Genomic DNA, 21,130 nt, shown 5'->3' with positions numbered 1-21,130 from the left:
TTGGGATGCTGGGCCCATGACGGACACCCCGGCCCGGTTGCTCGGCCTGCTTTCGCTGCTCCAGACCCCGCGCGAGTGGCCGGGCAGCGAGCTGGCCGAGCGGCTCGGCGTCAGCCCGCGCACGATCCGCCGGGACGTCGACCGGCTGCGCGACCTCGGCTACCCGGTGGAGGCCAGCCGCGGCGTCGCGGGCGGCTACCGGCTCGTGGCGGGCACCGCGATGCCGCCGCTGGTGCTCGAGGACGACGAGGCCGTCGCGATCGCGGTGGGGCTGCGGACGGCCGCGGGGCAGACCGTCGCCGGGATCGAGGAGGCGTCCGTGCGGGCGCTGGCCAAGCTGGAGCAGGTCCTGCCGGCCCGGCTGCGCCGCCGGGTGGGCACGATCGGCACGGCGACGGTCGCCGTGCCGGCCGCGGGACCGGCTGTCGACCCCGCGCAGCTGACGGTGTTCGCCGGCGCGATCACCAACCACGAGACGGTCCGCTTCCGCTACCGCGCGAACGACGGCACCGAGACGCGGCGCCGGGCCGAGCCGCTCCGGCTGGTCGCCACCGGGCGCCGCTGGTACCTGGTGGCGTACGACCTGGACCGGGCGGACTGGCGCATCTTCCGCGCCGACCGCGTCCGCGACGCCCAGGCGACCGGCGGCCGGGTGGTGCCGCGCCGGCCACCCGCCACGGACCTGGCGGCGTACGTGATCGACCGGCTGTACGACCTCATGCCGACGTACCGGGCGGTGGCGGTCCTGGCGGAACCGGCAGCGCAGGTGGCACCCCGGCTGGGGACGGGCGAGCTGACCGACCTCGAGGACGGTCGTTGCCGGTGGCGCAGTCACGCGGACACGCTGGACTGGCTCGCGTTCCGGTTGCTGGGGCTGGGGTGCGCGTTCACCGTCGAGGAGCCACCGGAACTGGTGGCGCACCTGAAGGTGCTCGCGGACCGCGCCAACGCGGCGGCAGGCTCGCAGGAATGACCGGTCTTCGGCCGCGCGGTGTCGTCGCGGCGCACCTCTCGCGTGCCGGGTCGGGCTGAACCGATGGAGCATGGGCGTTACCTCCTGTCGCTGGGCAGGGCCGGCGGCGGGCCGGTTCATCGGGAACCGGCCCACCGCGGGCCTCAGCTCGGCTCACCCCCGTCCAGGTCCGTCCGCCTGCTCGGCGGCACGGGGAGGTAGCAGCCCGGGTTCTCTGGGTCGCAGCCCACGCGGGGCAGCCGGGCGCGGATGCCGCCCGGGGTGCGCTCGAAGTACGCCGCGATCTCCGCGACGCTCTCGCCCGCTGTCCACCGGGACTCCAGTTCTGCGTCCATCTCCTCGTTCCACGGCCGCCCCTGCTGAGCGGGACGGCCCGCGGATCTTCGCCGCGGCCCCCGGCCCTCCCCGGTCGCGGCCAGCAACCCGTCCGCGACGAGGTCGGCCACCTTGGCCGCCACCGCCACGTCCAGGTCGAGGCTGCCCTCGGCGACGGGTTCGCCGCCGGGGCCGCCGGCTTCCAGGGTGATCATCACCCGGGGAGTCGGTTCGGCGCGGTCGTCGTCCGTCCTGGTGGAGACCGCGAGCCGGTAGGTGATGTCCTGTGCCCGGACCTCGGTCCGGCGCTCTTCGATGATCGACATGCCGCGAAGCTAGCGCGCACCCCCGACAATTTCCGGCCACGCGCTGCTCACGGGCGACAACGCTGCGAAATTGTCGGACCCCTCCCCTAACGTCTCCGGCGACCACACCCCGTCACCAGGAGGCGACGATGAGACAGCGGCGGACAAGACGGTGCCCCGGTCCGGGCGAGCCGGACCGGGGCACCTCAGGAGGCTTGCGATCAGAAGTGCAGCAGCTGTGCCAGGTGCTTCTCCTGCACGGCCTTCGCGGAGCTGTCCGACTTCTGCGCCGCGGCGCCGTCGGGCACCGGCGCCGGCACCGGGTCGCACTGGACGTCCGAATGGTTGCCGGGCTGACGCTTCGGCAGCGCACCGGTGGCCAGGTAGTCGGCGATCTTGTCGTCCACACAGGACACCCCGGACAGCGAGCCGGCGTGCGTCGTGCCGCCCGGCGCGCTGATCAGGCTCGAGTTCGGGTACCGCTTCCGGACCTCGATGCTGCCGGCGTACGGCGTGGCGGCGTCGAGCTCTTCGCTGATCAGCAGCGCGCCGGCGACCTTGCGGCCGTCGATGTTCACCGGCTTGCCCGCCTTGGCCGGCCAGAACACGCAGGGCGCGTTGAACCAGGCGTTGCCCCAGGTCTCGAACGGGGCCTTGAAGTAGGTCAGCCAGTTGTCGGCGCGCCACTTGTTCCAGTTCGTCGGCCACTGGACGTCCGTGCACTGCACGCCCAGGTACACGGCGAAGCCGTTGTCGGCGCCGGGCGGGTTCGAGTCGTCGTAGAGCCCCTTGAGCGTCTGCCAGTCACCCCGGTGGACGTAACCGTCGAAGGCCTTGGCCATGTCGACCCAGCCGAACACGTAGTAGCCGGCCTGCAGGAAGATGTCGGTCCACTCGTCGCCGCCGATCACGCCGCCGGCGGGGTTCTTGGCGAGCTTGCGCTGCGTGTCGTACCAGAGCTTTTCGACCGCGGCACCGGTCTTGCCCAGGTGGTAGACGTCGTCGTAGGACGCCAGCCAGTCGAAGTAGACCTTGATGTTCTTGTCGAACTGGACGTCCTGGTCGAGGTTGGCCTGGTACCAGACCTTCCGCGGGTCGACGTTGCCGTCCAGCACCATCCGGCGGACGTTCTTCGGGTACAGCGTGCTGTACACCTGGCCGAGGTAGGTGCCGTAGGAGAAGCCGTAGTAGTTGACCTGCTTCTCGCCCAGCGCCTTGCGCAGGCTGTCCATGTCCTGCGCGACGTCGGTCGTCTTCAGGTGGTCGAGGATCTCGCCGTTCTTCTTGCAGGCGTCGGCGTAGCCCTTCGAGCGGTCGAGCCAGGTCTTTTCGAGCCCCGGCGTGGCCGGCACGTAAGCCGGCCGGTTGTAGCTGAAGTAGTTCCCGTCGCAGGTGATCGCCGGCTTGCTGGACCCGACACCGCGCGGGTCGAAGCCGATCCAGTCGTAGTTGTCGCCCGCGTGGTTCGGCACGTACTTGCCGAGCACCGAGAGCCCGAGGCCGGACCCGCCGGGGCCACCCGGGTTCACCAGCATGATGCCCTGCGACTGCGGGGTCTTGTGCTTGATCCGCGACACCGCGACGGAGACCTTCGCCCCGCCGGGCTTCGCGTAGTCCATCGGCACCTCGAGGAAGCCGCACTCGGCGCCCGCGGCCTTCAGGCTCGCCGACGCGCAGGGCCCCCAGGCGATCGGCGCGGGGCTGAACCGCACCCCGGGGTCCGCCGAAGCGGCGGGCGCGGCGGCCATCAGCCCGGCCGCGAGACCCGCGGCGGCGACGGCGGCAACGATTCTCTTCACAGTCGTCCTTTTCATCCGCATTGGACAGAGTTCGCCGTATTCCGGCGAAACTACCGGCAACCTTCGCCAATCTCGTCGACCGGCGCGACTTCCGCCATCCGTCTTTCGTCGGGACCTGCGCCGGTCGCCGAGGACCGGAACTGTCGGTGCCCGGCAGTACGCTGCGGACCGCCGGAGCGCGACGGGAGAACGCATGAGCGTGGACGAACAGCTGGTCAAGGCGATCCGCGCCGGGCTGGCCGGGCTGGCCGACCCGGTGAAGGCGCCGGCTATGCGGGCGTACATGAAGTCGGCGATGCCGTTCCGCGGGGTGGCCTCACCCGAGCGGAGTGCCTTCCTCAAGGGGATTCTGGCCGGCCACATACTGCCCGATCGGGTGACGTATTCGGCGACGGTGCTGAAGTTGTGGCGCGCGGCCGAATTCCGCGAAGAGCGCTACGCGGCCATCGCGCTCTCCGGGCACCGGGCCTACCGGCAGTGGCAGGACCGGGAGCTGGTGCCGCTGTACGAGGAGATGATCGTCGACGGGGCTTGGTGGGACTACGTGGACGAGCTGGCGATCCGCCGGATCGGCCCGATCCTGCGCGCCGATCGGGCCGGGGTCACGCCGATCATGCTGAGCTGGGCCGGGGACGCGGACCTCTGGCGCCGCCGCACCGCGATCATCTGCCAGATCGGGGCAAAGGAGGATACGGACACCGACCTGCTCACGCGGACGATCGAACCGGCGATCGCGGAACCGGAGTTCTTCCTGCGGAAGGGCATCGGGTGGGCACTGCGGGAGTACGCGAAGACTTCGCCGGACTGGGTGCGGTCCTTTGTGGACGATCACCCGGGGTTGTCCGGATTGTCCCGGCGGGAGGCGCTGAAGCACATCGGGTGAGAGCCGGGAGCGGGCAAAGCGCTGCCCGGCAACGCGAAGAGGGGCCGGTTCCCCGGCCCCTCCCGAACTTCCCTCGCGTTCGCTCGTGGCTACGCGCGCAGCGTTGCCTCGAAGCGCTCGCCCGCTGCGGCCACCGCTGCGTCTCGGGCCTTCGTCGCCTCGTCGACCGTCAGCGTCCGGTCCGCCGCGCGGAACCTCAGCTTGTAGGCCAGCGACCTCTTGCCCTCGCCGACCTGCTCGCCCGCGTACACGTCGAACAGCGTGATGTCCTCGAGCAGCTCGCCCGCTCCCTCGCGCAGGACGGCGGCCAGGTCCGCCGACGGCACCTCCGCCGCCGCGACCAGCGCCACGTCCAGCAGCACCGGCGGGTAGCCCGACACGCTCGGCGCCGGACGCGAGTCCGGCAGCGGGATCGCGTCCAGGTCCAGCTCCATCGCCACCGTCCGCGGTGGCAGGCCCAGCGCCTCGACGACCTTCGGGTGCAGCTCGCCCGCGTGGCCGACCGGCCAGTCGCCGACCTGCAGGCGGGCGCAGCGGCCCGGGTGCCACGGCGGGAGGTCCGCCGCCTGGACCGTCAGCTCGATGCCCGACGCCTCGGCGATCGTGCGGGCCGCCTCGACCGCGTCGGCCCAGTTCGCCTGCTCGCCGGCGCCCCACCAGCCCGCTCGGGTGCGCTGGCCCGCCAGGACCACCGCCACGTGCAGCGGCTGCTGGGGTACCGCCGCTTCCAGCAGGGCCAGTTCCTCGTCCGACGGCCGCCGGTCGACGCCGAGGTCCGGGATCTTCAGCGGGTTCGGCGCCGGCAGGACCACCTGGCCGACGTGGAACAGCGCCACGTCCTTCATGCCGCGGGACACGTTGCGCTGCAGCGTGTCCAGCAGGCCCGGCAGCAGCGTGGTGGCCAGGCGGTTGCGGTCGGCCTCCAGCGGGTTGCGGACCACGACGGTGTTGCGGCGGACGTCGTCGGCCGGGAGCCCGAAGGCGTCCCACACCGCGTCGGAGACGAACGGGAACGGGCGGACCTCGACGTACCCCGCCTCGGCCAGTGCCCGGGACACCCCGCGGACGCGCCGCTGGCCGTCGGTCAGGCCGCGGCCCGCCGGGGCGGCAGGCAGCGTCGACGGGATGCTGTCGTAGCCCTCCAGCCGCAGCACCTCTTCGACGAGGTCGGCGGGCTGGCGCAGGTCGCCGCGCCAGCTCGGCGGGATCGCCGTGACCAGGCCGGTGCCGTCGTCGCCCGTACCGACCGAGACCTTGCAGCCGATCTGGGACAGCCGGCGGACCGTGACCCCGCGCTGGTAGTTCACGCCCGCGACCTTGTCGGGCAGGTTGATCGGCATCACGACGGCCGGGTTCGGCTCGACCGACCCCTCGTCCGTGCGGCCGGGCTGGATGGCGGCGTCGCCGTACTGGCGCAGCAGCCGGGCGGCCAGCTCGACCGCCGCCGCGCACAGCTGCGGGTCGGTGAACCGCTCGAACCGCTTCGCGGCTTCGGAGAACAGCTTGTGCCGCCGCGCGGTGCGGCTGATCGCCGCCGGGTTCCAGTGCGCCGCCTCGAGCAGGACGTCGGTGCTCTCCGGCGTGATCTCCGTGCTCGCGCCACCCATCGTGCCGGCGAGGGAGATGACGCCGCTGTCGTCGGCGATGACCACGTCGTCCGGGTCGAGGGTGCGCTCGACGTCGTCCAGCGTCGTCAGCTTCTCGCCCGGCTTCGCCCGGCGGACCACCAGGTCGCCCTGGATGGCCTTGGTGGCGAACGCGTGCAGCGGGTGCCCGAGCTCGAGCATCACGTAGTTGGTGACGTCGACGGCCAGGGAGATGGACCGGATGCCCGCCAGCATCAGCCGCCGCCGCATCCACCACGGGGTCGGCGCCGTCGCGTCCAGGCCGGTGACCCGCCGCAACACGAAGCGCGGGCAGCCGTCCGGGTCCTCGACGTGGACCGGCCAGGCGTCGCCCTCGGCCCCCGGGACCTCCAGCAGCGCCGGGTCGCCGAAGGGCACGTCCAGCGCGTTCGACAGCTCGCGCGCGAGGCCGCGGACCGACAGCGCGTAGCCGCGGTCCGGGGTCGGCGCCAGCTCGAGCACGGTGTCGTCGAGGCCGAGCAGCTCGCGGGCGTCGTCGCCGGGGCTCGCGGCGCCCGACGGCAGCACGAGGATGCCGGCGTGGTCCTCGCCGAGGCCGAGCTCGCGCGCCGAGCAGATCATGCCGTCGCTGACGCGGCCGTACGTCTTGCGGGACGCGATGGTGAAGTCGCCGGGCAGGACCGCGCCGGGCAGCGCCACGACGACCAGGTCGCCCTCGGCGAAGTTGCGCGCGCCGCAGACGATGCCGCGGGTCCGGATGCCGTGCGGGCCCTCGTCCTCGAAGTCGCCGTCCTCCTCCTCCTCGTCGTCTTCGTCGTCCTCGTCGAGAGCGGGCTCTTCGGCCTCTTCCCCGACGTCGACGCGGCAGAACCGGATCGGCTTCTTGAACTCGGTCAGCTCTTCGATGTCGGCCACCCGGCCGACGACCAGGGGGCCGGTCACCGGCCCGAGCTCCTTGACGTCGTCGACCTCGATCCCGATCCGCACGAACGCGTCGGCCAGGTCCTGCGGCGTGACCTCCGCACCGATGTCGAGGTGCTCGGTCAGCCAGCTGACGGGGACTCGCACTACGCCTCCGTTCCGAAGGGAAGGGTGAAGCGGACGTCGCCCTCCACCATGTCGCGCATGTCCGGGATCCCGTTGCGGAACTGCAGGGTGCGCTCGATGCCCATGCCGAAGGCGAAGCCCGAGTACACCTCGGGGTCGACGCCGCAGGCGCGCAGCACGTTCGGGTTGACCATGCCGCAGCCGCCCCACTCGACCCAGCCGGGACCGCCCTTCTTCTCCTCGAACCAGACGTCCACCTCGGCGGACGGCTCGGTGAACGGGAAGAAGTGCGGACGCAGGCGCGTCTTGGAGCTCTCGCCGAACATCGCGCGGGCGAAGGCGTCCAGGGTGCCCTTCAGGTGCGCCATGGTGATGCCCTTGTCCACCGCGAGGCCCTCGACCTGGGTGAACACCGGGGTGTGCGTCGAGTCGAGCTCGTCGGTGCGGTACGTGCGGCCCGGGCAGACGACGTACACCGGCAGGTCGCGGTGCAGCAGCGTGCGGGCCTGCACCGGCGAGGTGTGCGTGCGCAGCACCAGGCCGGAGTCCTCTTCGCCGACGTAGAACGTGTCCTGCAGCTGACGCGCGGGGTGGTCCTTGCCGAAGTTCAGCGCGTCGAAGTTGAACCACTCGGCTTCGAGCTCGGGGCCTTCGGCGACCTCGTAACCCATCGCGACGAACGCGTCCGCGACGCGCTCGGAGATGGTGCTGATCGGGTGCCGGGCACCACGCGGGACGCGGTTCCACGGCAGCGTGACGTCGACGGCCTCTTCGCGCAGCACGCGCTCGTCGCGCTCCACCTGGAGCTCGGCGCGGCGGGTGTCGAAGGCCGCCTGGACGGCCTGGCGGGCCTCGTTGACGCGCTTGCCGGCCTCGGCCTTCTCCTGCTTGGGCAGGGCACCGATCTCCCGGCGGGCCAGGCCCACCGGGGACTGGTCGCCGAGATGAGCCGGCTTGACCTCGGCCAGCGCGTCGAGCCCGGTCGCGGCGGCGAACGCGGCTTCGGCGGCCTTGACCGCTTCCAGCAGCGTCTCGGGGGCGAGCACCGCGCCCTGGGCTTCCTTCTCCTTGGCTCCGGACATAACTCCTCGGCGTCCGCTGGGACTGGTCGTGCGCGCACCGCCGGACACGCGGCGCGCGAGAGGTCAAAGGTGGGAAAAGTCTATGGGATCGGGTCCGCGCGCCCCCGGTCGCCCCGGGCCGCGCGGACGTGCGGTCAGCGCCTGCGGAACGCGTCGGCGAAGTCGACCGACGCGAATTCGCCGGGTACGACGCCTTCGGCGGCGTAGCGGTACAGCGCCGTCTGGTAGATACCGGACAAAGTCGTGGTGAAGACCGCCACCAGCAGGGTCCAGACGATCGCCAGGCCGACCGCGACGAACACGGTGGCCGTGCCCCCGAGCAGGAAGCCGGCCCCGAGGAACACGACGTACCCGGCCAGCGTGAGCAGGAAGCCGATCAGGCCGAGGCCCGCGGTGCCGGCGACGTTCTCGCCCCAGGCGCGGCGGAACAGCTCGACCGAGCGCTTGACGCTGTCGCGGACCCCGGTGCCTTCGAGCATGACGACCGGCAGCACGAGGAACGTCGTGAGCCGCCAGGCCAGGCCGACCAGGCTGCTGACGATGCTGCCGAGGAAGCCGAGCCGCTCCTCGATCGTGCGCAGCGCCAGGCTGACCGTCGCGGTGAGGCCGGCCCAGCCGAGCAGCGCCGGCCAGCGGCGGGCCGCCGCGGCCAGGCCCGCGCCGACGCCCGGGACGCCGCCGTCGCCGCGCAGCGCGAGGTCCGCCTGGGAGATCAGGGCGGCGTTGAAGAAGATCGTGGTGAACGCCGAGACGAGGTAGAACGCCCCGAGCAGCACGTACGTGCCGGCACTGGGCCGGACGTCACCGGTCTGCACGTGGGCGGTGAAGAACGCCGGCGTGAGGAACGCCGCGGCGACCAGCAGCCCGGCGATCCCGGCGAGCACCGGGAACCACGCGAGGCCCTTGTGGGCGCGCAGCACCCGGACCGAAGCGACGAACAAGGCGTACGAACGGGCGAGCCTGCCCATGATTCCCCCCAGGTGACCACAGTGGATACCGGGGCAGCCTAGCGGCTGGTCAGCGGCGTGCCGCCATCGCGCTCGTGTACACGCAGACGGCCGCCGCGGTGGCGAGGTTGAGGCTTTCCGCCTTGCCGTACAGCGGGATCCGGACGGCGAGGTCGGTCCGGTCGAGGACGTCGGCGGGCAGGCCGTGGGCCTCGTTGCCGAAGACCCAAGCCGTCGGTTCGGCGAGGTCCACCCGATCGAGTTCGGCGTCGGCGTAGCCGTGGGCGGCGAACGTGCGCAGGCCCGCGGCCGAGCAGGCGGCGAGGGCGGCCGGGACGTCGCGGACGCGGGCGATCGGCAGGTGGAAGAGGCTGCCGGCGGCGGCGCGGACGCACTTGCCGTTGTGCGGGTCGACGGTGTCGCCGGCCAGGACCACGGCGTCGGCGCCCGCCGCGTCGGCGACGCGGATCACGGTGCCCGCGTTGCCGGGGTCGGCGACGTCGACGAGCACCACGACGAGCCGGGCGCCGGGCGTCACGGCCTCGTCGAGGGGCCGGTCCAGCAGGGCGCAGACGGCCACGATGCCTTGCGGCGTCACGGTTTCCGACAGGCCGTCGGCGGCACGGTCGGTGATCGGCGAGACGGCGACGCCGGCCGCGCGGGCGGCGTCGACCAGGTCATTGTGCTGGGCCGCCGCGCGCTCGGTGACGAACAGCTCGTGCACGGTGCCGTGCTCGAGCGCGGCTTCGACGGCGTTGGCGCCTTCGGCCAGGAAGCGGCCGGTCTTGTCGCGTTCCGCGCGCCGCGTCAGCTTGCGCGCAGCAACGACCCGGGGGGTCCGTTCGGTGAACGGATCCGCCCCGGGTCGGGGAAAGCTGCCGGTCAGGCCGACTTCGCTTCGGTGTTCACGTTGGCCTTGGCGAGCTCGGCCAGCGCGGTGAAGGCGGCGGCGTCGTTGACGGCGAGGTCCGCGAGGATCTTGCGGTCGACCTCGACACCCGCGGCCTTGATGCCCTGGATGAACCGGTTGTAGGTCACGCCGTTCGCGCGGGCCGCCGCGTTGATGCGGGTGATCCACAGCTGGCGGAAGTCACCCTTGCGGGCACGGCGGTCCCGGTAGGCGTAGTTGAGCGAGTGAAGCGTCTGCTCCTTGGCCTTGCGGTACAGCCGCGAACGCTGGCCGCGGTAGCCGCTGGCCAGTTCGAGAGTTGCGCGACGCTTCTTCTGGGCGTTGACCGCCCGCTTGACGCGTGCCACGGGTCCATCCTGTCGATCTCAGGGGGCGAAGGGGGCCGCCCCGGGTGGTTACAGCAAGTTCTGGGGGATCAGATGCCGAGCAGGCGCTTGACGCGGCCGGCCTCGGTCTTCGCCAGCTCGGTGGTGCCCTCGAGGCGGCGGGTGAGGCGGTTCGACTTCTTCTCCATCAGGTGGCGGCGGCCGGCCTTCTGGCGGCGCAGCTTGCCCGTGCCCGTGACGCGGATCCGCTTGGACGTACCGCTGTGGGTCTTCATCTTCGGCATGGTGAGTCCTCTTTCGTGCGGCGGCTCACCGGAGATTCCGGTGAGCCGCTGACTGTGCTGGTCGGCGCCTTACGCGTCGGTGGTCGGCTCGGGGGCCGCCTCGGCCTTCGCCTTCGGCTTCACGTTCTTGTGCGGGGCCAGCACCATGATCATGTTGCGACCGTCCTGCTTGGCCGACGACTCGACGAAGCCGAGCTCCGTGACGTCTTCGGCGAGCTTCTGCAGCAGCCGGTAGCCGAGCTCCGGCCGGGACTGCTCGCGACCGCGGAACATGATCGTGACCTTGACCTTGTTGCCCGCCGCCAGGAAGCGCGACACGTGACCCTTCTTGGTCTCGTAGTCGTGCTGGTCGATCTTGGGGCGCAGCTTCTGTTCCTTGATGACGGTCAGCTGCTGGTTGCGCCGCGATTCGCGGGCCTTCTGCGCGCTCTCGTACTTGAACTTGCCGAAGTCCATGAGCTTGCACACCGGCGGGCGGGCCTGCGGCGCGACCTCGACGAGGTCGAGATCGTTCTCCTGCGCCAGGCGCAGCGCATCCTCGATCCGGACGATGCCGACCTGTTCACCGGCGGGCCCGACGAGTCGGACCTCCGGCACCCGGATTCGGTCGTTGATGCGTGTCTCGGAGCTGATGGGGCCTCCTTGGTCCGAGGAATGTTTCCTGTTCTCGTTTCGACCTGGTGCCCACATAGCGAAGGCCCCGGTCACCATTCGGTGCGCGGGGCCCACTCTGTTTCCGATCGTGTCCCGGAGGACACTTCTTCACCCTGGACTGTGTCCGGGCGAGACCGGACCCGGCCACCTGTACGGTGACGCGGGTGGGAGCGGGGCTCCACTTGCCGCCCCCGATCGCTCGAGGGCTGGTCGCTCGTGGAAGGGTACCAGACGTGTCAGATCAACCCTCCGAACAGGCCCCCTATTCCCCGGACGACCGCCACCTGGCCGAGATCCCCAGCGTGGAGGTGATCAGCCGAGCGGCGGTGATGCTGCTCTCGGCGGGCGCCGAACGGCTCGGGCTCGCCGACGCGGACCCGGCGACGTCCCCGCACCGCGACCTGGACGAAGCCCGCCGGCTCATCACCGCTCTGGCCGGGCTCGTGACGGCGTCGGCCGAGTACCTGGGGCTGCATGCCGGGCCGTTGCGGGACGGTTTGCAGTCGCTCCAGAAGGCGTTCCGCGAAGCCTCCGCGGTCCCCGACGCCCCCGGTCAGGGGCCCGGGGAGAAGTACACCGGCCCCGTCTACTGACCTTTCACTCGCCCGGGTTCTTGCCCGGCGAGCCCACCAGCAACTAACATGTTAGATGTGAGTCTCTCAAAGGTCACCCGCCCGCTCCTGCGCGACAAGGCGTACGAACGCATCCGCCACGCGATCGTCGACGGCACCCTGCCGCCCGGCGCCCCGTTGCGCGACGCCGACCTCGCCGACCAGCTCGGCCTGTCGAAGGCTCCCGTGCGCCAGGCCCTGCTGCGGCTGACCGACGACGGCCTCGTCGACTCCAAGCCGCAGAGCTACACCCGGGTCGCCGAGATGAGGTCGGCCGACGTCCTCGACGCCCGCGAAATCGTCCGGCTGCTGCACGAGTTCGCCGTCCGGCAGGCGGCGTCCCGCTGCCGGCCCGCCGACATCGCCGCGATGCGCGCGGCCAACGACCGGTTCGCGAAAGCCATCGAGGCCCGCGACATCGCCGCGGCCGTCAAGGCCGACGACGAACTGCACGACATCCCCGTCCGGCTGGCCGGCAACGCCGCCGTCGCCGCGACCCTCGACCGCTACACCCCGCTGCTGCGCCGGCTCGAACACTCCCGCTTCAGCTCGACGCTCGCCTGGAACTCCGTCGAACGCCACGCCCGGCTCATCGACGCCCTCGAAGCACGCGACACCGGCACGGCGGTCTCCGTGATCTCGACCATCTGGACCGATCTGCTGGAGGACCGATGACCCTCGCCGACTTCCCCCGCTACCCCCTGCTGTTCGGACCGTCGCCGGTGCACCCGCTCGAACGGCTCACCGAGCACCTCGGCGGCGCGAAGATCTGGGCCAAGCGCGAGGACGTCAACTCCGGCCTCGCCTACGGCGGCAACAAGACCCGCAAGCTCGAATACCTCGTCGCGGACGCCCTCAAAGAAGGCGCCGACACGCTCGTCTCCATCGGCGGCGTCCAGTCCAACCACACCCGGCAGGTCGCGGCCGCCGCGGCGAGGGCCGGGCTCAAAGCCGTGCTCGTGCAGGAAAGCTGGGTCGACTGGCACGACCCGCTCTACGACAAGGTCGGCAACATCCAGCTCTCGCGGATCCTCGGCGCGGACGTCCGGCTCGTCCAGGCCGGCTTCGGCATCGGTTTCAAGCAGGCGTGGGAGGACGCGGTCGCCGAGATCGAAGAAAACGGCGGGAAGCCGTACGCCATCCCGGCCGGCGCCTCGGACCACCGGCTGGGCGGGCTCGGGTTCGCGAACTGGGTCGTCGAACTCGAGGAGCAGGAGGAAGAACTCGGCGTCTTCTTCGACACCGTGATCGTCTGCTCAGTCACCGGCAGCACCCAGGGCGGCATGGTCGCCGGGGTGGCGGGGAACAAGAACCGGCGCATCCTCGGCATCGACGCCTCCGCGAAGCCCGAAGAAACCCGCGAGCAGGTCACGCGCATCGCACGCACCACCGCCGAACTGATCGGCGCCGGCGAGATCGCGGACGTCGAGCTGGACGACCGCTACCACGCCGGTGTCTACGGCATCCCGGACAAGTCCACTGTGGACGCCATCGAAACGTGCGCCCGGCTGGAGGGGATGATCACCGACCCGGTGTACGAGGGCAAGTCGATGGCGGGACTCATCGACCTCGTCGAGAACGGCGAGATCGCGCGCGACTCCAACGTCCTCTACGCCCACCTCGGCGGGCAGCCCGCGCTCAACGGCTACACGAGCGTCCTCGGCTGAACCGGTGGGCCGGGGAAACCCGGCCCACCGCGGGCTCAGTCCAGCACGCAGAGCACGTCGATCTCGACGAGGAGCTCGCCCGGCAGGCCGACGTACACCGTCGTGCGGGCGGCGTGCGGCGCGTCGCCGATCAGCTCGTCGTAGACCTCGTTGAACGGCGCGAAGTGCGCGGTGTCGGTCAGGTACACCCGGACCATGATCGCGTCGGCGAGGCTCGAGCCCGCCTCCGCCAGCACGGCCTCGATGTTCTTGAACGTCTGCCGCGTCTGGCCGACGACGTCGTCGCCGACGATCGCGTTCGTGGCCGGGTCGAAGGCGACCTGGCCGGCGACCTGCAGCAGGTTCCCCTTGCGGACGGCCTGCGAGAACTTCGCCGGCGGCTTCGGCGCGTTCTCGGTGGAAACTGCCGTCTTGCTCATCAGTGCCCCTTTCCGTTCTCCGTCCATCCACTGTGGACGGAAGCTTCCGTGGTCGCGGCGCGCAGGTCCGGCACCAGCGCGAGCAGGCCTTCGTAGTCGAGCAGCACCTTCGGCACCGACATCGACGCGGCGGCCAGCACTTCGCCGTCCGCCCCGCGGACCGGCGCCGCGATGCAGTGGATGAAGTCCTCGTGCTCGGCGTTGTCGACGGCGTACCCGAGCCGGGCGACGCGGTCCAGCTCCGCCAGGAAGTCCGGCGCCGAGGTGATCGTGTTCGGCGTCAGCACCGGGTACTCGATCGACCGCGCGATCTCCTCGCGCCGCGCCTGCGGCATCGCCGCGACGAGCACCTTCCCCACCGCCGTGCAGTGCAGCGGTGCCCTCTTGCCGACGCGCGAGTACATCCGGACCGAGTGCCGGCCCTCGTACTTGTCGATGTAGACGACCTCGCCGTCGTCGTAGCTGGCCAGGTGCACGGTGTGGCCGGTGCGCGCGTTGAGCGCGGCCAGCGCGGGCTGGGCGCTGCGCCGGACGTCGATCGAGTCGAGCGCCTGGTTGGCCAGGTCGAACATCGCGCTGCCCAGCCGGTAGTAGCGGGCGCCTTCGCGGCGGACGAAGTGGTGCTGCTCGAGCGTGCGCAGCAGCCTCAGCACGGTCGACTTGTGCACGCCGATCTCCTCGGCGAGGTCGTCGAGGGTGCGCGCGTCCTTCGCGATCGAATTCAGCAGCGTCAACGCGCGGTCCAGACTTTGGCTCACGTCCGCACCAGCCCCTCTCCGGTCAGCCGGGCCGAACGCCACTCGTCCGGGTCCGCCTCCAGCAGGCTATCCACCACCGGACGCGGCAGGGGCACCCCGACGTCGTCGTGGGTGAGCAGCGTGACGGCGGCCTGCAGGTGCCCCTGGCGCAACCGCGCCAACGGCGACGCGCCGCGCAGGGTCGCGGCCAGGAAACCCGCCGCGAACGCGTCACCGGCGCCGACCGGCTCGACGACGTCGACGGCGAGCGCGGGCGCGAACAGCGGCTCGCCTTCGACCAGCGTCGCGCCGCGCTCGCCGTGCTTGACGACCAGGGTGCGCGGCTGCGGCAGCAGCGCCCGCAGCTCGGCGGGATCGCCGGTCCCCCAGACGTGCTGGGCCTCGTCGTCGCCGGTCAGGACGATGTCCGCCCGAGCGGCCAGTTCGGCGAGCAGGCGCGGGTCGCGGCCGGCCCAGAGCGCGGGGCGCAGGTTGACGTCGAACGAGATCAGCCGGTCACCGCGGGGCATTTCCAGAAGAGCCCGGACGAGCGCGAGGCAGCTGTCGGACAACGCCGGCGTGATCCCGGACAGGTGCAGCACGCGGACGCCGTCGAGGTCGAGCCGGTCGAGCAGCGACGGGCCCATCGCCGACGCCGCCGAGCCCGCCCGGTAGTAGCGCACCGGGCTGCCGCCGGCGCCGCTTTCCTTGACGTAGAGCCCGGTCGGGCGCGCCGGGTCGACGAAGCACGCGCTGACGTCGACGCCGTGGGACGCGACCTCCCGCAGCATCGCCCGGCCGAACGGGTCGTCCCCGACCGCGCTCACCCAGCCGCTGCGCACCCCCAGCGTCGGCAGGTTGCAGGCCACGTTCGACTCGGCGCCGCCGATCGTGCGCAGCCACCGCTTCACCTCGTCCGGCGGGCCGGGCTCGGCGGGCACGAACAGCGCCATCGACTCGCCGACACACAGCACCTCGGGCCCGCTCGTCACTGTCCGTCTCCCTGCCCTTCACCCCGTTGACCTGTAGCGACCCGGATGCTACACCTATGGCACTCAAAATGCGCAACAGTCGTTGCAACATACGCAACAGAGGTCGCCGCCGATGAACGACTGCACCATGAACACCGCCGCGCTCGACGCCCTCCGCCAGGAGCGGGTCGACTGGCGCTTCCGCTCGGCCGCCCCCGCGCTGACCGGGCTCACCCTGGACGAAGCCGCGGACCGCCGGCTCAACCTCTTCACCGACGGGTTCTTCGCGCCCTTCGTCGTCCTCGACGAAGAAGCGCTCGAACACAACCTGCGGACGATGGCCGCCTGGTGCGCCGCCCGCGGCGTCGTGCTCGCCCCGCACGGCAAGACGACCATGGCACCCCAGCTGTTCGCCCGCCAGATCGAGCACGGCGCGTGGGGCGTCACCTGCGCGAACGCCGGTCACCTCCGGATCTACCGGGCGTTCGGCGTCTCGCGGATCCTGCTGGCCAACCAGTTCCTGGACCCGGCCGGCCTGCGCTGGCTGGCCGCCGAACTGGCCGCGGACCCGGCGTTCGAGTTCGTCTGCTGGGTCGACTCGGTCCGCGGCGTCGAGCTGATGACGGAGGCCCTCGAAGGCAGCGAACGCCCGGTGGACGTCCTGCTCGAACTGGGCGCCGACGGCGGCCGCACGGGCGTCCGCGACACCGCGACCGCGTGGGCCGTCGCCGAAGCCGTGGACGCCAGCCCGGTCCTGCGGCTGCGGGGCACCGGTGGCTACGAGGGCGCGCTCTCCCACGACACCGACGAAGCCGCGCTCGCCAAGATCAGCTCCTATGTGGACGGTCTGCGCGACCTCGCGATCGCGTTCGCGGAGAAGGGGTTGCTCGACGGGCAGGTCATCGTCACCGCCGGCGGCAGCGCGTACTTCGACCAGGTCGCCAACGAGCTGACGAAGCCGTGGCCCGCCGGCCTCGACGTGCTGCCGGTGCTGCGCAGCGGTGCCTACGTCACCCACGACGACGGCTTCTACCGAGAGATCTCCCCGCTCGGCGACCACCCGCGCATCGACGGCGTCGAGTCGTTCCGGCCCGCCCTGCGCGCCTGGGCGCAGGTGACGTCGAAGCCGTCGGACACCCTCGCGCTGCTGACGATCGGCAAGCGCGACGCGTCCTTCGACGAGGGCATGCCCGAGCCGCAGCTGCGCCGGACCCCGAACGGCCCCGCCGAGCCGCTGCGGGACCACGTCGTCGCGAAGATGAACGACCAGCACGCGTTCCTGACGCTGCCCGCCGGCTCGCCGATCGAGGTGGGTGACTGGGTCGGGCTCGGCCTCTCGCACCCGTGCACGGTGTTCGACAAGTGGCCGCTGCTGCCGGTGACCGCCGCCGACGGCGAAACCGTCGTCGACCTCGTGCGGACGTGGTTCTGATGGACGTCGTCGTCAAGAACGCGCTGGTCGCGGACGGCACCGGCGAACCCCTCGCCCGCCACGACGTCGGCATCAGCGACGGGAAGATCGCGGAGGTCGCCGACGCGGGGTCGCTCACCGGTGGCCGGACGATCGACGCCGGCGGCCTGGTGCTCGCGCCCGGGTTCATCGACATGCACTCGCACTCCGACCTGCAGCTGCTGGCCAACCCGGACCACCCGGCCAAGATCACCCAGGGCGTCACGACCGAGGTGCTCGGGCAGGACGGGCTGTCGTACGCGCCGGTCGACGACGCCGTGCTCGAAGCGCTGCGGCAGCAGCTCGCGGGCTGGAACGACGACCCGGCCGGGTTCGACTGGAACTGGCGCTCGGTCGGCGAGTACCTCGACCGCCTCGACCAGGGCGTCGCGGTGAACGCGGCCTACCTGGTGCCGCAGGGCACGGTCCGGATGCTCGCCGTCGGCTGGGACGACCGCCCGGCCACCGACGCCGAGCTGACGCGGATGAAGGAACTCGTCGCCACCGGCCTGGCCGAGGGCGCGATGGGGATGTCGTCCGGCCTGACCTACACGCCGGGGATGTACGCGCAGACGAGCGAGCTGGTCGAGCTGTGCCGGGTGGTCGGCGAAGGCGGCGGGTTCTACAGCCCGCACCACCGCAGCTACGGCAAGGGCGCCCTGGAAGCGTTCGCCGAGATGATCGACGTCAGCAGGCAGTCAGGCTGCCCGCTGCACCTCGCGCACGCGACGATGAACTTCTCGGTCAACAAAGGCAAAGCGCCCGACCTGCTGAAGCTCCTGGACGACGCACTCGACGACGGCTGCGACGTCAGCCTCGACACCTACCCGTACCTGCCGGGCGCGACCTACCTGAGCGCGCTGCTGCCGAGCTGGGCCACCGAGGGTGGGCTCGACGCCACCCTGGCTCGGTTGTCCGATGTGGACACCCGCGAGCGGATCCGGGTGGCCATCGAAGAGTCCGGTTCGGACGGTGCGCACGGCGTCCCGATCGACTGGGACGCCATCGAAGTCAACGGCGTCCGCCACGAGCACAACAACCACCTCGTCGGGCACAGCGTCGCCGCGTCGGCCACGACCGCCGACGTGGCCCCCGCGGACCTGTACTTCGACACGTTGCTGGACGAGAAGCTCGGCACGTCGTGCCTGATGCACGTCGGGCACGAGGAGAACGTGCAGGCCATCATGCGGCACCGCACGCACACCGGCGGCAGCGACGGCCTGCTCGTCGGCGCCCGGCCGCACCCGCGCGCGTGGGGCACGTTCCCCCGGTACCTGGCCCGGTACGTCCGGGAACTGGGCGTGCTGGACCTCGCCGAGTGCGTCGCCCACCTGACCGGGCGAGCCGCGCGGCGGCTGCGGCTCACCGACCGCGGGCTGGTCCGCGCCGGGTACGCCGCCGACCTGGTGCTGTTCGACCCGGACGCGGTCGCCGACACCGCCACCTTCGACGACCCCCGGCAACCCGCCGCGGGCATCACCCACGTCTTCGTCAACGGCGTCGCCGCCCTCGACGACGGAACCCCCACCGGCGCCCTCGCCGGCCACTCCCTGCGCAACCCCCGGAGAGCCCGATGATCCACTGGCTGCAACACACCACGGGCGGGCTGCTCACGCTCGCCGCCGTCTCGATCGCCGTCCTGTTGCTGCTGATCGTCAAGCTGAAGATCGAGCCGTTCATCGCGCTGATCGTCGTGGGCCTGCTCACCGCATTGGCCGCCGGGCTGCCGGTCGGGACGATCGTCGGCACCGCGCAGAAGTCGTCGGACTCCTTGCTGGAAAAGGGGTTCGGCGGCATCCTCGGGCACATCACGGCGATCATCGGGCTCGGCACGCTGCTCGGGTCGATCCTGGAACGCTCGGGTGGCGCGAAGGTGCTCACCGGCGCGCTGCTGCGGGCGTTCGGCGAGAAGCGGGCGCCGCTGGCGATGGGTGTCGCCGGGTTCATCTTCGGCATCCCGGTGTTCTTCGACATCGGCATCTTCGTCCTGGCACCGCTGGTGTACGTCGCCGCGAAGCAGGGAAAGCGCTCCCTCGTGCTGTACGCGATGCCTCTGATCGCCGGTCTGTCGATCACGCACGCCTTCCTGCCGCCGCACCCGGGTCCGGTCGCCGCGGCCGGCCTGCTGCACGTCGAGCTCGGCTGGATCATCCTGATGGGCCTGGCCTGCGGCATCCCCGCCTTCCTGATCGGCGGCGTCGCCTACGCGACCTGGATCGGCAAGCGCATCGACGTCGCCGTGCCCGAAGAGATGATCGTCGCCGAGGAAGAGGGCGAGCAGGAGCAGAACGTGCCGTCGCTGGCGCTGGTCGGCTCGATCATCGCGGTGCCGCTGGTGCTCATCCTGGCCGGCACGTTCGGCAGCATCTGGCTGCCGAAGGGCTCCGCGCTCTCGGGGGTCGCCGCGTTCATCGGCACCCCGGCAGTGGCCCTGACCGTCGCCGTGCTGCTCGCGTCCTGGCTGCTCGGGCTGCGCCGCGGGTTCACCGGCAAGGACCTCAACGAACTGGCCGCGAAGTCGCTGCGCCCGGTCGCGATGATCCTGCTGGTCGTCGGCGCGGGCGCGTTCTTCGGCGCGGTGCTGTCGGCCACCGGCATCGGCAAGGCCGTCGCCGACTCGCTGCACGACGCCGGGCTGCCGGTGCTGCTCGCCGCCTACGTCATCAGCTGCGGCATGCGCATCGCGCAGGGCTCGGCCACCGTCGCCATCGTGACCACGAGCGGGATCATCGCGCCGACCGTGGCGCAGCTCGGGTATTCGCAGGTGCAGCTGGCCCTGCTGGTCATGGCGATCTCGGCCGGGTCGATCATCGCCTCGCACGTCAACGACGGCGGCTTCTGGATCGTTTCGCGGTACTTCAACATGAGCGTCGTCCAGACGCTGAAGTCCTGGACCGCGCTGGAAACCGTGCTTTCCGTTTCCGGATTCGGGGTTTCGGCATTGCTCATGGCTGTGGTCTAGACCATAATGGGGTGAGCCGCCGACCCGAACCCGTTGGGAGACAATGATGACCGGACTTTCCCGTCGCACGTTCCTCGGCGCCGCCGCGGGCGCGGGCGCCGCCACCGTTCTCGGGGCGCCGCTCGCGGCCGCGGCCACCACCTCGAAGGGCTGCATCGCCGGAGGAACCGTGTACATCGGCAGCTACACCAGCGGGGCCGGCGGTCACGGCCTCGACGTCACGACCCGGTCGGGCGCCGCGCTGAACCCCGTGCGCACGGTGCCCGGCATCACCGACACGTCGTGGTTCGACCGCGGCGCCGACGGCAAGACCCTGTACGTCACCAACGAAGGCGACCCGAACGGGTTCGTCTCGGCGTTCAACATCGCCGACGCGACGAACCCGAAGCTGCTCAACAAGGTCTCCTCGAAGGGCGGCGCGCCGACGCACCTGAGCGTGCACTCGAGCCAGAAGTACGTGCTGGCGGCGAACTACAGCTCGGGCAGCGTCGTCGTGCTGCCGATCCTGGCCGGTGGCAAGCTCGGCGCGGCCACGGACCTCGTGACGCACCAGGCGGATTCCGGCCAGGCGCACGCCCACCAGGTCGTCAACGACCCGACCGGCCGCTGGGTGCTGTCGGTCGACCTCGGCGCCGACTCGGTGTACGTCTACTCGCTCGACGTCGCCACCGGGAAGCTTGCGCTGCACCAGCAGCTGAAGCTGCCCGCCGGCGCCGGGCCGCGGCACCTCGCGTTCGACAAGACCGGGACGTTCGCCTACATCCTGCAGGAGCTGCGCCCGGAGGTGACGGTCGCGAGCTGGGACGCGGCCACCGGGACGCTGAAGGCGCTTTCCGTCGTCCCGGCCGTGCCGCCGGGCAGCACCGGCGACCTGTTCCCGGGCGAGATCGCCCTGTCGAAGGACGGGAAGTTCGCCTACGCCACCGTCCGCGGCCCGAACACCCTGGCGACGTTCTCGGTCGCCGGCGAGACGCTGAAGCTGGTGTCCACTGTGGCCACCGGCGGCAACTGGCCGCGGCACGTCGCCCTCGACCCGGGCGAGAACTGGTTCTACGTCTCGAACCAGCGTTCCGGCACCGTCACCTGGCTGCCCCGCGACCCGGCCACCGGCCTGCCCGGCGCGGTCGCCGGCTCGCTCGCGGTGCCCGACGTCAACTCCGTCTATTTCGCCTGAACAGAGGTCGTGAGTGCGTAACAGTGTT

The 21,130-nt window shown here is 71.4% G+C and carries 21 protein-coding genes; 9 read left to right on the top strand and 12 right to left on the bottom strand.

The genetic code is table 11. From position 1 onward, the window contains the following. Positions 1–16: 16 nt before the first annotated feature. Positions 17–973 carry a helix-turn-helix transcriptional regulator gene (locus tag ACIQWX_RS29370; RefSeq protein WP_400877550.1) on the top strand — a complete coding sequence of 319 codons (957 nt, stop codon included), beginning with the start codon at positions 17–19 and terminating at the stop codon, positions 971–973. A gap of 143 nt (positions 974–1,116) precedes the next feature. Here ACIQWX_RS29370 and ACIQWX_RS29365 read toward each other — a convergent pair whose 3' ends face one another. Together ACIQWX_RS29365 and ACIQWX_RS29360 are read right to left on the bottom strand one after the other, a co-directional pair. Next, positions 1,117–1,614, bottom strand: coding sequence for a helix-turn-helix domain containing protein (locus ACIQWX_RS29365; protein WP_400877549.1), 498 nt, complete (start codon positions 1,612–1,614; stop codon positions 1,117–1,119). Between the two features lie 200 nt (positions 1,615–1,814). Continuing rightward, entirely contained in the window at positions 1,815–3,392 is a 1,578-nt protein-coding gene (locus tag ACIQWX_RS29360; RefSeq protein WP_400877547.1) for an alpha/beta hydrolase, read from the bottom strand. Between the two features lie 193 nt (positions 3,393–3,585). Here ACIQWX_RS29360 and ACIQWX_RS29355 point away from each other — a divergent pair, with 193 nt between their 5' ends. Continuing rightward, complete coding sequence (locus ACIQWX_RS29355; protein WP_400877545.1) at positions 3,586–4,275, top strand: DNA alkylation repair protein; 690 nt, start codon at positions 3,586–3,588, stop codon at positions 4,273–4,275. A gap of 89 nt (positions 4,276–4,364) precedes the next feature. Here the strand turns inward: ACIQWX_RS29355 and pheT are convergent, their stop codons facing one another. The 7 genes from pheT to infC form a co-directional block, all read right to left on the bottom strand. Further along, positions 4,365–6,929 carry a phenylalanine--tRNA ligase subunit beta gene (pheT, locus tag ACIQWX_RS29350; RefSeq protein WP_400877543.1) on the bottom strand — a complete coding sequence of 855 codons (2,565 nt, stop codon included), beginning with the start codon at positions 6,927–6,929 and terminating at the stop codon, positions 4,365–4,367. Continuing rightward, positions 6,929–7,990 carry a phenylalanine--tRNA ligase subunit alpha gene (gene pheS / locus ACIQWX_RS29345; protein WP_400877541.1) on the bottom strand — a complete coding sequence of 354 codons (1,062 nt, stop codon included), beginning with the start codon at positions 7,988–7,990 and terminating at the stop codon, positions 6,929–6,931. The genes pheT and pheS overlap by 1 nt, the downstream gene beginning before the upstream one ends. 134 nt (positions 7,991–8,124) lie before the next feature. Continuing rightward, the gene (locus tag ACIQWX_RS29340; protein ID WP_400877539.1) at positions 8,125–8,958 is read right to left on the bottom strand and encodes a DUF6159 family protein; all 834 of its coding nucleotides are present in this window, start codon (positions 8,956–8,958) and stop codon (positions 8,125–8,127) included. Positions 8,959–9,007: 49 nt separating this feature from the next. After that, positions 9,008–9,823: a TrmH family RNA methyltransferase gene (locus ACIQWX_RS29335; RefSeq protein WP_400877627.1), complete on the bottom strand. Its 816-nt coding sequence runs from the start codon at positions 9,821–9,823 to the stop codon at positions 9,008–9,010. Next, on the bottom strand, positions 9,820–10,194 hold the full coding sequence (gene rplT / locus ACIQWX_RS29330; RefSeq protein ID WP_086672344.1) for a 50S ribosomal protein L20: 375 nt from the start codon (positions 10,192–10,194) through the stop codon (positions 9,820–9,822). Before rplT ends, ACIQWX_RS29335 begins: the two co-directional genes overlap by 4 nt. A gap of 68 nt (positions 10,195–10,262) precedes the next feature. Continuing rightward, entirely contained in the window at positions 10,263–10,457 is a 195-nt protein-coding gene (gene rpmI / locus ACIQWX_RS29325; protein WP_086672342.1) for a 50S ribosomal protein L35, read from the bottom strand. A gap of 69 nt (positions 10,458–10,526) precedes the next feature. Next, positions 10,527–11,147 carry a translation initiation factor IF-3 gene (infC, locus tag ACIQWX_RS29320; RefSeq protein WP_400877536.1) on the bottom strand — a complete coding sequence of 207 codons (621 nt, stop codon included), beginning with the start codon at positions 11,145–11,147 and terminating at the stop codon, positions 10,527–10,529. 197 nt (positions 11,148–11,344) lie between these two features. On the opposite strand from infC, the gene ACIQWX_RS29315 reads away from it, so the two are divergent. Genes ACIQWX_RS29315 through ACIQWX_RS29305 form a run of 3 tightly spaced genes read left to right on the top strand, consistent with a single transcriptional unit; the run spans position 11,345 to position 13,389 of the window. Continuing rightward, positions 11,345–11,704 (top strand): DUF1844 domain-containing protein, encoded by a 360-nt coding sequence (locus ACIQWX_RS29315; RefSeq protein ID WP_400877534.1) that lies wholly within the window; start codon positions 11,345–11,347, stop codon positions 11,702–11,704. A 57-nt stretch (positions 11,705–11,761) separates the two neighbouring features. Further along, positions 11,762–12,397: a GntR family transcriptional regulator gene (locus ACIQWX_RS29310; protein WP_400877532.1), complete on the top strand. Its 636-nt coding sequence runs from the start codon at positions 11,762–11,764 to the stop codon at positions 12,395–12,397. Then, positions 12,394–13,389: a 1-aminocyclopropane-1-carboxylate deaminase gene (locus ACIQWX_RS29305; protein ID WP_400877530.1), complete on the top strand. Its 996-nt coding sequence runs from the start codon at positions 12,394–12,396 to the stop codon at positions 13,387–13,389. Before ACIQWX_RS29310 ends, ACIQWX_RS29305 begins: the two co-directional genes overlap by 4 nt. Positions 13,390–13,424: 35 nt before the next feature. Here the strand turns inward: ACIQWX_RS29305 and ACIQWX_RS29300 are convergent, their stop codons facing one another. The 3 genes from ACIQWX_RS29300 to ACIQWX_RS29290 are packed head-to-tail and all read right to left on the bottom strand — an operon-like array spanning position 13,425 to position 15,498. Beyond that, the gene (locus ACIQWX_RS29300; RefSeq protein WP_400877528.1) at positions 13,425–13,808 is read right to left on the bottom strand and encodes a RidA family protein; all 384 of its coding nucleotides are present in this window, start codon (positions 13,806–13,808) and stop codon (positions 13,425–13,427) included. After that, the gene (locus ACIQWX_RS29295) at positions 13,808–14,566 is read right to left on the bottom strand and encodes an IclR family transcriptional regulator (RefSeq protein WP_400877526.1); all 759 of its coding nucleotides are present in this window, start codon (positions 14,564–14,566) and stop codon (positions 13,808–13,810) included. The genes ACIQWX_RS29300 and ACIQWX_RS29295 overlap by 1 nt, the downstream gene beginning before the upstream one ends. After that, positions 14,563–15,498, bottom strand: coding sequence for a sugar kinase (locus tag ACIQWX_RS29290; protein WP_400877625.1), 936 nt, complete (start codon positions 15,496–15,498; stop codon positions 14,563–14,565). Before ACIQWX_RS29290 ends, ACIQWX_RS29295 begins: the two co-directional genes overlap by 4 nt. A 151-nt stretch (positions 15,499–15,649) precedes the next feature. On the opposite strand from ACIQWX_RS29290, the gene ACIQWX_RS29285 reads away from it, so the two are divergent. From ACIQWX_RS29285 to ACIQWX_RS29270, 4 genes are read left to right on the top strand one after another with little or no spacing between them, the layout of a single operon-like run. Then, positions 15,650–16,948, top strand: coding sequence for an amino acid deaminase (locus ACIQWX_RS29285; protein WP_400877524.1), 1,299 nt, complete (start codon positions 15,650–15,652; stop codon positions 16,946–16,948). Next, complete coding sequence (locus ACIQWX_RS29280; protein ID WP_400877522.1) at positions 16,948–18,543, top strand: amidohydrolase family protein; 1,596 nt, start codon at positions 16,948–16,950, stop codon at positions 18,541–18,543. The genes ACIQWX_RS29285 and ACIQWX_RS29280 overlap by 1 nt, the downstream gene beginning before the upstream one ends. Beyond that, the gene (locus ACIQWX_RS29275; protein ID WP_400877520.1) at positions 18,540–19,928 is read left to right on the top strand and encodes a GntP family permease; all 1,389 of its coding nucleotides are present in this window, start codon (positions 18,540–18,542) and stop codon (positions 19,926–19,928) included. Before ACIQWX_RS29280 ends, ACIQWX_RS29275 begins: the two co-directional genes overlap by 4 nt. Positions 19,929–19,974: 46 nt before the next feature. Further along, positions 19,975–21,102 carry a lactonase family protein gene (locus tag ACIQWX_RS29270; protein ID WP_400877518.1) on the top strand — a complete coding sequence of 376 codons (1,128 nt, stop codon included), beginning with the start codon at positions 19,975–19,977 and terminating at the stop codon, positions 21,100–21,102. Positions 21,103–21,130: the final 28 nt, after the last annotated feature.

The organism is Amycolatopsis sp. NPDC098790 (assembly GCF_044759945.1).
GTDB lineage: Bacteria > Actinomycetota > Actinomycetes > Mycobacteriales > Pseudonocardiaceae > Amycolatopsis.
Note: the sequence above shows the minus strand (reverse complement) of the source record. Positions and strands in the feature narration are given on the sequence as shown.

Excerpts from the sequence above, each read along its gene's own strand:
- ACIQWX_RS29285 (WP_400877524.1), top strand. The coding sequence starts at position 15,650 with ATGAACGACTGCACCATGAACACCGCCGCGCTCGACGCCCTCCGCCAG.
- pheS (WP_400877541.1), bottom strand. The coding sequence starts at position 7,990 with ATGTCCGGAGCCAAGGAGAAGGAAGCCCAGGGCGCGGTGCTCGCCCCC.
- ACIQWX_RS29300 (WP_400877528.1), bottom strand. The coding sequence starts at position 13,808 with ATGAGCAAGACGGCAGTTTCCACCGAGAACGCGCCGAAGCCGCCGGCG.
- ACIQWX_RS29355 (WP_400877545.1), top strand. The coding sequence starts at position 3,586 with ATGAGCGTGGACGAACAGCTGGTCAAGGCGATCCGCGCCGGGCTGGCC.
- infC (WP_400877536.1), bottom strand. The coding sequence starts at position 11,147 with ATGTGGGCACCAGGTCGAAACGAGAACAGGAAACATTCCTCGGACCAA.
- ACIQWX_RS29365 (WP_400877549.1), bottom strand. The coding sequence starts at position 1,614 with ATGTCGATCATCGAAGAGCGCCGGACCGAGGTCCGGGCACAGGACATC.
- ACIQWX_RS29305 (WP_400877530.1), top strand. The coding sequence starts at position 12,394 with ATGACCCTCGCCGACTTCCCCCGCTACCCCCTGCTGTTCGGACCGTCG.
- ACIQWX_RS29275 (WP_400877520.1), top strand. The coding sequence starts at position 18,540 with ATGATCCACTGGCTGCAACACACCACGGGCGGGCTGCTCACGCTCGCC.
- ACIQWX_RS29280 (WP_400877522.1), top strand. The coding sequence starts at position 16,948 with ATGGACGTCGTCGTCAAGAACGCGCTGGTCGCGGACGGCACCGGCGAA.
- rpmI (WP_086672342.1), bottom strand. The coding sequence starts at position 10,457 with ATGCCGAAGATGAAGACCCACAGCGGTACGTCCAAGCGGATCCGCGTC.
- ACIQWX_RS29290 (WP_400877625.1), bottom strand. The coding sequence starts at position 15,498 with ATGGCGCTGTTCGTGCCCGCCGAGCCCGGCCCGCCGGACGAGGTGAAG.
- ACIQWX_RS29340 (WP_400877539.1), bottom strand. The coding sequence starts at position 8,958 with ATGGGCAGGCTCGCCCGTTCGTACGCCTTGTTCGTCGCTTCGGTCCGG.
- ACIQWX_RS29370 (WP_400877550.1), top strand. The coding sequence starts at position 17 with ATGACGGACACCCCGGCCCGGTTGCTCGGCCTGCTTTCGCTGCTCCAG.
- ACIQWX_RS29270 (WP_400877518.1), top strand. The coding sequence starts at position 19,975 with ATGACCGGACTTTCCCGTCGCACGTTCCTCGGCGCCGCCGCGGGCGCG.